We start from the raw sequence: 10,306 nt of genomic DNA on the forward strand, positions 1-10,306 counted from the left end.
GGGCGGGGAGCGGCGCCGCGGACTTCAGCTTGTCCAGGGCGGCGGTGACGTTGCCCGTCAGTCTGGTCAGATCGGCCTCGGGGAGCTTGCCGTTGTCCGCCTTGAGGACGGCGCCGAGCAGATCGGTGACCGGCGTGAGCACAGCCCCGACGTCGCCCAGGGACTTGACCTGCGCCAGCAGCGCGTCGGCCCCGGGGACGGGGGCCGACGCGCCGGCCACCGGGCGCGGTGGCGTGCCTCCGGCAGCGCCCGCCAGGCCGGGGGACGCGGCCAGGAGGGTCAGGGTCAGGGCGGCGGGGACGGTGATGCGGGTCAGGCGGCGCACGGTTCTCTCCGTTCCGGGAGCGGTCATGGCAGGGGACGCTGCCGCCCACCACTCAGGAACACCGCGTGACCGTGCGCAACCGGAGCGTCACCACGACGCCGGGCAACACGCCGCGCACGTGGCGTACGGCCCGCCCTGACCTGCGCGGATCCCGTCACTCCTCGACGCTGGCCCGACCGGTGCGGGCCACCACCCGGCCGGCGCACCCCTGCCGACCGGTGGTTCAGGGCAGCCAGGGGCGGACGGCGGTCCAGGCGTCCACGGCCGCCGCCAGCGGGTCGGTGTCCGGCAGGTGGGGGCGTACGAACGCCAGCCGGAGCAGCACGGTCTTGATCCGGCGCAGCTCGCGGATCCGGTCGATCGGCAGCTCCCGCCAGACCTCGGTCCGTTCCCGCGTGCCGTGCGGAGTGTGGCCGAGCCCGGCCAGCAGCTCCAGCAGGTCCCGGCACAGCCCGGCCGGGTCGCGCGCCGGATCGGCGGGATCGGGTCCCAGAAGGTGGATCAGACAGCCGCGGACGGCCGCGTCCTCGGCCGCCGCGACCAAGGCGTCCTGCTGCGCCCACTGCGCCGTGCGGCGGCAGGCCGCGAGGGCGACCCGGCCCCAACGCAGCCGGACCCCGGCGGGCAGCCGGTCGTCCTGCATCCCGGCCGTGGCCAGCACCCGCAGGGTGACCGGCGCGGGCTCCTCCGCCAGGGGCGGGTCACCGGCGAGCCAGTCCTCCAGGTCCTGGAGCCCGTGCCCGTCCGGCGGGACGGAGGTCAGGACCTGGCCCCGGCTCAGCAGGGCGACGACGGCGCCCGCCAGGTGGACCTTGGCCACGTGTCCGGCGTCGAAGAAGCCGACCGGGCGGCCGTGGCGCTCGATCCGGCGCAGCGCGATCCGCGACTCCCCCGCGACGTAGACCTGTCCGGTCCGGGCGACGCCGCCGACGCAGCGCACCACGCACACCCCACCGGACACGTCCGCGTGTTCGACGGAGTAGATCTGCAACTCGGCGATGGACACCCGCTCCCCCTTCCCCGGCGGGGCACGCTACCGCGAACCCGGCCCCCGTAGGGAGAAACGCCGTGGAGCCGGCCGGAGTTCGGCCGGCTCCACGGTCTTCGCGTCAGCCCCAGGTGACGAGGCGGCGCGGCTGTTCGAGCACCGCGGCGATGTCGGCGAGGAACTTCGAGCCGAGCTCGCCGTCGATCAGACGGTGGTCGAAGGAGAGCGCGAGGGTGGTGACCTGGCGCGGCTTGACCTTGCCCTTGTGGACCCACGGCTGGAGCTTGATGGCTCCGACCGCGAGGATCGCGGACTCGCCGGGGTTCAGGATCGGGGTGCCGGTGTCGACGCCGAAGACGCCGACGTTGGTGATGGTGATCGTGCCGCCCTGCATGGCCGCCGGGGAGGTCCTGCCCTCACGGGCCGTGGCAACCAGCTCGGACAGCGCCTCGGACAGCTCGGGGAGCGTCTTGGCGTGGGCGTCCTTGATGTTCGGCACGATCAGCCCCCGCGGGGTGGCCGCGGCGATGCCCAGGTTGACGTAGTGCTTGAGCACGATCTCCTGGGCCGCCTCGTCCCAGGCGGCGTTGACCTCGGGGTTGCGGCGGATCGCGACCAGTACGGCCTTGGCGATGAGCAGCAGCGGGTTGATCCGCAGGCCGGCGAGGTCGGGGTCCTCCTTGAGCTCCTGGACCAGCTTCATGGTCCGGGTCACGTCGAAGGTGATGAACTCCGTGACGTGCGGGGCGGTGAACGCGGAGCCGACCATGGCCTGGGCGGTCATCTTGCGCACGCCCTTGACCGGGATGCGGGTCTCCCGCGCCCCCGGCTCGGCCACGACCGCGGCGGCCACCGGCGCGGCGGCCTCGGCCGGGGCGGCAGCGGCAGGCGCGGCGGGCGCGGCCGCCGGGGCGGCGGCCACGGCGGCGGTGGCCGCGGCGGCAGCGGCGTGGACGTCCTCGCGGGTGACGACGCCGCCCTCGCCGGAGGGCACCACGGTGGCCAGGTCGATGCCGAGGTCCTTGGCGAGCTTGCGCACCGGCGGCTTGGCCAGCGGGCGCTCGCCGGCGACGGCGTGGCCGTTGCCGTTGAGGGCGGCCGCGCCGTTGCCGCCCGCCAGGGCCGCCCCGGCGAGCGCGGGCGCGGCGGCCGGTGCGGCGGCGAAGCCGGCCTGGACGGCCGGGCCCGCGGTGGCGGCGGCACCGGCCGGAGCCGCCTTGCGCGGGCGGCGCTTGGTGGAGGACTGGGCCACGCCGTAGCCGACCAGGACCGGCTGGCGGCCCTGCGGCTCGGGCTCCTCGGCCGGGGCGGGGGCGGCAGCCGGGGCGGCGGCCGGAGCCGCGACGGCCTCGGTGGCCCCGTCGGTTCCCGTACCCGTCTGGACCGAGATGATCACCTGGCCGACGTCGACGGTGGTGCCCTCGGGGAAGCGCAGCTCGTGCACCACCCCGTCGAACGGGATCGGCAGCTCGACGGCCGCCTTGGCGGTCTCGACCTCGCACACGACCTGGCCGTCGGTGACGGTGTCACCCGGCTGGACGTACCACTTGAGGATCTCGGCCTCGGTGAGGCCCTCGCCCACGTCGGGCATCTTGAATTCGCGGATGGTCACGGGGGCTCTCCTCAGTACGCCAGCGAGCGGTCGACGGCGTCGAGCACCCTGTCCAGACCCGGCAGGTATTCCTCTTCCAGCCGCGCCGGCGGGTACGGCGCGTGGAAGCCGCCGACCCGCAGCACCGGGGCCTCCAGGTGGTAGAAGCACCGCTCCGTGATCCGGGCGGCGATCTCCGAGCCCACGCCCAGGAAGACCGGCGCCTCGTGCACGACCACCAGGCGGCGGGTCTTCTCCACCGACCGCTGCACCCCGTCGAAGTCGATCGGGGACATCGACCGCAGGTCCACGACCTCGACCGACTTGCCCTCCTCGGCGGCCGCGGCCGCCGCCTCCAGGCAGACCTTCACCATCGGGCCGTACGCGGCCAGGGTGATGTCGGTGCCCTCGCGGGCGACCCGGGAGCCGTGCAGGGCGTCGGGGATGGCCTCGACGTCGACCTCGCCCTTGTCCCAGTAGCGGCGCTTCGGCTCGAAGAAGATCACCGGGTCGTCGCTCTGGATCGCCTGCTGGAGCATCCAGTACGCGTCCGACGGCGTGGACGGGGAGACCACCTTCAGGCCGGCGACGTGCGCGAACAGCGCCTCCGGGGACTCGCTGTGGTGCTCGACGGCACCGATGGCGCCGCCGTAGGGGATGCGGACGACGACCGGCATCTTGACCTTGCCGAGCGCCCGGGCGTGCATCTTGGCGAGCTGCGTGACGATCTGGTCGTAGGCCGGGAAGACGAACCCGTCGAACTGGATCTCCACCACCGGCCGGTAGCCGCGCAGGGCCAGGCCGATCGCGGTCCCGACGATGCCGGACTCGGCCAGCGGGGTGTCGATGACCCGGTCCTCGCCGAAGTCCTTCTGCAGGCCGTCGGTGATCCGGAAGACACCGCCCAGCTTGCCGACGTCCTCACCCATGATCAGGACCTTGGGGTCCGTCTCCAGGGCCTTGCGCAGCGACTCGTTGAGCGCCTTGGCGATCGACATCTTTTCGGCAGCCATCAGTGACCCTCCTCGAAGGACGCGAGGTAGGCCGCGAACTGCGCGCGCTCCTCGTCGACGAGCGCGTGCCCGTCCGCGTAGACGTTCTCGAAGATCGCCATGGTGTCCGGGTCGGGCATGGACCGTACGGCCTCGCGCACCCGCTTGCCGAGCTGCTCGCTCTCCTCCTCCAGCGAGGCGAAGAAGGCCTCGTCGGCGTCGCCGGAGGCCAGCAGGTGGGCCTTCAGGCGCTCGATCGGGTCCTTCGCCTCCCAGGCCGCGCGCTCCTCGTCGCGCCGGTAGCGCGTGGGGTCGTCGGAGGTGGTGTGCGCGCCCATGCGGTACGTGAACGCCTCGACCAGGGTCGGGCCCTCGCCGCGGCGGGCCCGCTCCAGGGCCCAGCGGGTCACGGCGAGGCAGGCCAGGACGTCGTTGCCGTCCACCCGGACACCGGGGAAGCCGAAGCCGGCCGCGCGCTGGTAGAGAGGGACGCGGGTCTGGCGCTCGGTGGGCTCGGAGATGGCCCACTGGTTGTTCTGGCAGAAGAACACCACCGGCGCGTTGTAGACGGCCGAGAAGGTGAACGCCTCGTTGACGTCGCCCTGGCTGGAGGCGCCGTCGCCGAAGTACGCGATGACCGCGGAGTCGGCGCCGTCCTTGGCCACGCCCATGGCGTAGCCGGTGGCGTGCAGCGTCTGCGAGCCGATCACGATGGTGTACAGGTGGAAGTTGTTGCTGTTGGGGTCCCAGCCACCGTGGTTGACCCCGCGGAACATGCCCAGCAGGTTGGTCGGGTCGACCCCGCGGCACCAGGCCACGCCGTGCTCGCGGTACGTCGGGAAGACGTAGTCGTCGTCGCGCAGCGCCCGGCCGGAGCCGATCTGCGCGGCCTCCTGGCCGAGCAGCGAGGCCCACAGGCCCAGCTCGCCCTGGCGCTGGAGGGAGGTCGCCTCGCCGTCGAAGCGGCGGGTCAGGACCATGTCGCGGTAGAGCCCGCGCAGGTCCTCGGCGGTGATGTCCTCGACGTACGACAGGAACTCCGCGTTCTCCGCGGTCTTCACCCGGTCGCCCTCGGGCGTCAGCAGCTGTACGAGCTGGGGCTCGGCACTCTGGGCGGCGCTCTTGCGGGTGCTGGCGCCCGCCGCGCGCTTGGTGCCGCTGCTGCGTCGCGGCTTGCGCGCGGCAGTGCTCTCCACGGTCACGTGTGCTCCTCCGTCGGTCCGGCACCCGGGTTCTCCGGGGACCAGTGCGGCTCGCCTGGATCCGTACCCGCGCACGGGGTGGGTGCGACTCGGTCGGGACTCAGGCGTGACAGGTGCCCCGGCGAGTGCCCTGCGCAATGCACGTTACCCAGTGCGCCGCGGAACTGCGAAACCCCGTTTGACCTGGGATTTTGCTTGGATTTCCAAGTAAATCCGCGGCAGCGGGAACAAGCACTGGTCACAGCCTTGCAGGGGGCCGGAACAACGGCACGTTATCCCGGGTAACAGCGGCAGGGAAGAGGTGAGTGTGTGAAGATGGATTCCGTGCGCGAAGACGGAAAAATCAAGGTATTTCTCCTGGACGACCACGAAGTGGTGCGCCGAGGGGTCTATGAGCTCTTGTCGGTCGAAGAGGACATCGAGATCGTCGGCGAGGCGGGCACCGCGGCGGACGCGCTGGTCCGCATCCCCGCCACCCGTCCGGACGTCGCCGTGCTGGACGTACGGCTGCCCGACGGCAGCGGCGTCGAGGTCTGCCGGGAGGTCCGCTCGCAGGACGAGGCCATCAAGTGCCTGATGCTCACCTCCTTCGCGGACGACGAGGCACTCTTCGACGCGATCATGGCCGGGGCCTCGGGATACGTCCTGAAGGCCATCCGCGGCAACGAACTGCTGCACGCCGTGCGCGACGTGGCGGCCGGCAAGTCCCTGCTGGACCCGGTGGCGACCGCCCGGGTGCTGGAGCGCCTGCGGGACGGCAAGAACGGCAAGGGTGACGACCGGCTGGCCAACCTGACCGAGCAGGAGCGCAAGATCCTCGACCTGATCGGCGAGGGCCTGACCAACCGCGTCATCGGCGAGCGGCTGCACCTCGCCGAGAAGACGATCAAGAACTACGTCTCCAGCCTGCTCTCGAAGCTGGGCATGGAGCGGCGCTCGCAGGCGGCCGCGTACGTGGCGCGGCTCCAGGCGGAGAAGCGCTCCTGAGGGGTCCGCGGTGAGGTCGTCGTTCGGGACCAACGGCCCCTGATCATGGGGCGGGATCCCCTGGCGCGCGGCCGCCCGCCCGGCGGACAGTAGGGGGTATGTCCCCCGAGGATCTCCGCGCCGTCGAGCTGCTGCGCCAGGTGCCGTACGGCCGCGTGGCCACGAGCATGCGCGCCTTGCCCTTCCTCGCTCTCGCCCGGCACATCGTGGTCGAGGGCAGGGTCGTCCTGCGCATGCACGCCGGTTTCGGCTACCACCGGGCCTGCAACGGCCACGTGGTGGCGTACGGGGCGGACAACTTCAGCACCGGGGACCGTCACTTGTGGTCCGTGCAGTTCACCGGGATGGCCCAGGTGATCGAACCGAGCACGGCAGAACTGGAACTATTCGGTCCGGCTCCGCATTTCGTGGACGGCGAGGTCTTCGACCCCGTCCACATGCGCATCGAACCCCAGTTCGTGACCGTGCATTCCCTCGCCGGGAATCCGGCGAGGGAGTTCCATTTCATGCTCTGAACCAGCGTTCCGCAGCAGGGGTGCGGACCAGGGTCCGGCCCCGTCGTCCGTGCTCGGGACTAGGACTCGTTGCGCGGTCCCTCGGTGCCCCCGGGACCGCCGGTCCCGCCCGTCGGGTTGGGTTTGGTCGGCGGGGTCTTCGACGGCGACTTGCTCACGGACTGGCTCGGCGTGGGCGGCGTCTCCTCGTCGCTGGCCGACGGCGACGGCGACGGGCTGGTGCTCGGCGACGAGCTGCGCGTGCGGGTCGAGGACGGCGTGTTCGGCTCGTACGAGCGGGAGCTCTCCGGGGTCGAGTTCGCCGGGGTGTTGTTCTCCGGTGTCTGCGCGGAGCTCTGCTGGGTGCCCGGCGTCGACTGCGTGGTCGACGGGTTCTTGCCGGGGCTCTCCTTCTTCCCGACGTTGTCGAGCGCGAAGACGACGCCCGCGGCGATGGCGACGACCGCGAGCACCGCGAACAGCCAGGCCTTCCACCGGCCCCCGCCGTGACCGCCGTGGCCGTGGTCGTCGTAGCCGTCGTAGCCCCCGCCGCCGGAGTAGGCGGAGCCGTCGTCCGGGTTCAGCGGCGGCACCATCGGCGGCTGCTGCTGGTACTGCTGGAACTGCGAGGTCGTGGCGTTCGCCGCGTACTGCGGGCCGGCGCCCGTCATCGCCGTGGTCGGCGCCCCGCCGCGGCTGTGCGGCAGCGCCATGGTGACCGGACCGGTGTTCCACGTACCGGAGTTGCCGCCCTCCTCCTGGAGCATCTGCAGGCCGTACTGGACCAGCCCGCGCATCTCCTCCGCGCTCTGGAAGCGGTCGTCGGGGTCCTTGGCGAGCGCGCGCATCACCAACCCGTCCAGCTCCACCGGCACGCCCTGGCCGAGCTGGGAGGGCGGTACGGGGATGTCCTGGACGTGCTGGTAGACCACCGACAGCGGGGTCTCACCGGTGAAGGGCGGGCGCAGCGCCAGGAGTTCGTAGAGCAGACAGCCGGTCGCGTACAGGTCGGAGCGGTGGTCGACGGCCTTGCCGAGCGCCTGCTCCGGCGAGAGGTACTGCGGGGTGCCCATGACCATGCCGGTCTGGGTCATCGTGGCCTGCGCGCCGTGCAGGGCGCGGGCGATGCCGAAGTCCATCACCTTCACCGCGCCGGCGTGGGTGATGATGACGTTGGCGGGCTTGATGTCGCGGTGCACGATGCCGTGCTGGTGCGAGTAGGCGAGCGCCTCCAGCACCCCGGAGACGATGATGAGGGCCTGTTCGGGGCCCGGCGCCTCGGCACTCAGCAGCAGTTCGCGGATGGTGCGGCCCTCGACCAGCTCCATCACGATGTACGGCACGGTGTTCGGCCCGACCCGGTCCTCGCCGGAGTCGTACACGGCCACGACCGCGTGGTGGTTGAGGCCGGCCACCGACTGGGCCTCACGCGTGAAGCGGGCCTTGGAGACGGGGTCCTCGGCGAGGTCGGCGCGCAGCAGCTTCACCGCGACCGTACGGCCGAGCCGGACGTCCTCCGCGGCGAACACCTCGGCCATGCCACCCCGGCCGAGCCGGTGGGTCAGCCGGTAGCGGCCGTCCCCGACCAGACCGCCGTCGCCCCATTGCTCAGGACCCTCGGCCGTCCCGGCTCCGTTTCCCTCGGGTTCGGGTGCCATCAGTCCTCGCCGTCGTCTCTGGGCCGCTGCCGCGGTGGGTCTCGTTCAGGGTGCTCCGATGAACGCTACAGCCTCGGAACAGGTGACCGTTCGGACTGTGGCACGCGGTGGCCCTGTGGTCACGGAACGGGCATCCGGCTTGACGTGTGCTTGCCCTCCGGCAGACTGGGCGCGACATGCGCCCAGCCAGGCGCGTCCAGAACTGCCCGAGGGGAAGCAACAGTCATGAGCCAGGACGGCACACAGGGCCGGTACGCAGGCGGCTCCCTGGCCGGTGGCCGTTACCAGCTGAGGGACTTGCTCGGTGAGGGCGGCATGGCCTCCGTCTACCTCGCCTACGACTCGGCGCTGGACCGGCAGGTCGCCATCAAGACGCTCCACAGCGAGCTGGGCCGGGAGCAGTCGTTCCGGGAGCGATTCCGGCGCGAGGCCCAGGCTGTAGCAAAACTGTCGCACACGAACATCGTCTCGGTCTTCGACACCGGCGAGGACGACTTCGGCGGAGCGCCGATGCCGTACATCGTCATGGAGTACGTCGAGGGCAAGCCGCTGGGTTCGGTGCTCCAGGCGGACGTGGCCCAGTACGGCGCCATGCCGGCGGACAAGGCCCTGAAGGTGACGGCCGACGTGCTGGCCGCGCTGGAGACCAGTCACGAGATGGGCCTGGTCCACCGGGACATCAAGCCGGGCAACGTGATGATGACCAAGCGCGGCGTGGTCAAGGTGATGGACTTCGGCATCGCCCGCGCGATGCAGTCCGGGGTCACCTCGATGACGCAGACCGGCATGGTCGTCGGCACCCCGCAGTACCTGTCCCCGGAGCAGGCGCTGGGGCGGGCCGTGGACGCCCGGTCCGACCTGTACTCGGTCGGCATCATGCTGTTCCAGCTGCTGACCGGCCGGCTGCCGTTCGACGCGGACTCGCCGCTGGCCATCGCGTACGCGCACGTGCAGGAGGAGCCGGTCGCCCCGTCCTCCGTCAACCGTTCGGTCACGCCGGCGATGGACGCGCTGGTCGCGCGGGCGCTGAAGAAGAACCCGAACGAGCGCTTCCCCACGGCCGCGGCCATGCGCGACGAGATCGCGCGGGTCATGGCCGCCGGGCAGACCGCCGCCCCGGCCATCGTCGCGGGCGCCCCCGTCAGCAGTGGCGCCGGTGTCGGCTCGGCGGTGTTCCCGCCGGTGGACACCAGCGGGCAGCCGGCGCAGCACGGCGTGCAGCAGCCGTACCCGACCGCGCCCTCGCCCTCGCCGTACGGTCCGCCGACCCCGGCCCCGCACGGCGGCTACGCGTACCCGCCCCAGCACACGCCGGCGCCGGGGCTGCCGCAGCAGCACTCGTTCCCGCAGGGCGCCCCGCAGACCCCGCCGCCGTTCACCGTCGCGTCCGCGCAGCACTCCGGCGCGTCCGGGGGCGGGCCGCGGCGGAACAACTCGGTGGTCGTCGGGGCCATCGTGGTCGCGCTGCTGGCCATCGGCGGTCTGGTCACCGCGATCGTGATCAACAACAAGGACGACGGCAAGGGCGGCACGGGCGGCACGGCCGGCGGCAGCAGCTCCGCGGCGCCGAACGCGTCGGGCGGGACGAGCGCCAAGGCCGGCCACAAGGGGCCGGACACCTCGCGCACGATCGAGGCGTCCAAGTGCAAGGAGGCCTACAAGTCCTACAAGGACCCGAACAAGGTCTCGGCGCCCGACTTCCGCTACAAGAACCTGACCTCGGTGAAGGAGTGCCTCCAGGCCGCGGGCTGGCAGTACAAGATCCAGACCCGGGACGAGGCCGTCTACGGCCAGGACACGGTCCTGGAACAGCTCCCGGCCCCCTCGTCCGACGTGGACAAGACCGGCACGGAGTTCACCCTGGTGGTCTCCACCGGCAATCCGCAGTAGCCCCGCCCGGGGTGACGGGCCCGTCGCGCGGGCGCGGTGGCGCGGGCGCCGTCGCGCGGGCGCGGTCGCGCGGGCGCCGTCGCGCGGGCGCGGTCGCGCGGGCGCCGTTGCGCGGGCGCGGTCGCGCGGGCGCCGTTGCGCGGGCGCGGTGGCGCGGGCGCCGTTGCGCGGGCGCGGTC

The 10,306-nt window shown here is 72.3% G+C and carries 8 protein-coding genes and 1 pseudogene; 3 read left to right on the forward strand and 6 right to left on the reverse strand.

Features of this window, described 5'->3' with window-relative positions; genetic code table 11:
• The 5 genes and pseudogenes from EF918_RS26535 to pdhA form a co-directional block, all read right to left on the reverse strand.
• Positions 1-256, reverse strand: a pseudogene (locus EF918_RS26535) (hypothetical protein); the annotation flags it as partial.
• Between the two features lie 292 nt (positions 257-548).
• Positions 549-1,331 (reverse strand): hypothetical protein, encoded by a 783-nt coding sequence (locus EF918_RS26540; RefSeq protein ID WP_125651272.1) that lies wholly within the window; start codon positions 1,329-1,331, stop codon positions 549-551.
• Positions 1,332-1,434: 103 nt separating this feature from the next.
• On the reverse strand, positions 1,435-2,904 hold the full coding sequence (locus EF918_RS26545; RefSeq protein ID WP_125651288.1) for a dihydrolipoamide acetyltransferase family protein: 1,470 nt from the start codon (positions 2,902-2,904) through the stop codon (positions 1,435-1,437).
• A 32-nt stretch (positions 2,905-2,936) separates the two neighbouring features.
• Complete coding sequence (locus EF918_RS26550) at positions 2,937-3,917, reverse strand: alpha-ketoacid dehydrogenase subunit beta (protein ID WP_125651275.1); 981 nt, start codon at positions 3,915-3,917, stop codon at positions 2,937-2,939.
• Positions 3,917-5,098, reverse strand: coding sequence for a pyruvate dehydrogenase (acetyl-transferring) E1 component subunit alpha (gene pdhA, locus EF918_RS26555; RefSeq protein ID WP_125651277.1), 1,182 nt, complete (start codon positions 5,096-5,098; stop codon positions 3,917-3,919). The genes EF918_RS26550 and pdhA overlap by 1 nt, the downstream gene beginning before the upstream one ends.
• Positions 5,099-5,422: 324 nt before the next feature.
• Here pdhA and EF918_RS26560 point away from each other — a divergent pair, with 324 nt between their 5' ends.
• Positions 5,423-6,085, forward strand: a complete 663-nt coding sequence (locus EF918_RS26560; RefSeq protein ID WP_125651279.1) for a response regulator transcription factor — start codon at positions 5,423-5,425, stop codon at positions 6,083-6,085.
• Between the two features lie 98 nt (positions 6,086-6,183).
• Positions 6,184-6,600, forward strand: a complete 417-nt coding sequence (locus EF918_RS26565) for a pyridoxamine 5'-phosphate oxidase family protein (RefSeq protein ID WP_125651282.1) — start codon at positions 6,184-6,186, stop codon at positions 6,598-6,600.
• Positions 6,601-6,659: 59 nt separating this feature from the next.
• Here EF918_RS26565 and EF918_RS26570 read toward each other — a convergent pair whose 3' ends face one another.
• A complete protein-coding gene (locus EF918_RS26570) occupies positions 6,660-8,237 on the reverse strand; it encodes a protein kinase (protein WP_125651284.1) in 1,578 nt (525 codons plus the stop codon).
• Between the two features lie 225 nt (positions 8,238-8,462).
• Between EF918_RS26570 and EF918_RS26575 the strand changes: the two genes are divergently transcribed.
• Positions 8,463-10,127: a protein kinase gene (locus EF918_RS26575; protein WP_125651286.1), complete on the forward strand. Its 1,665-nt coding sequence runs from the start codon at positions 8,463-8,465 to the stop codon at positions 10,125-10,127.
• Positions 10,128-10,306 lie beyond the last annotated feature (179 nt).

The sequence above is a fragment of the Streptomyces sp. WAC06614 genome (assembly GCF_003949795.1).
In the GTDB taxonomy this organism is placed as follows: Bacteria; Actinomycetota; Actinomycetes; order Streptomycetales; family Streptomycetaceae; genus Streptomyces.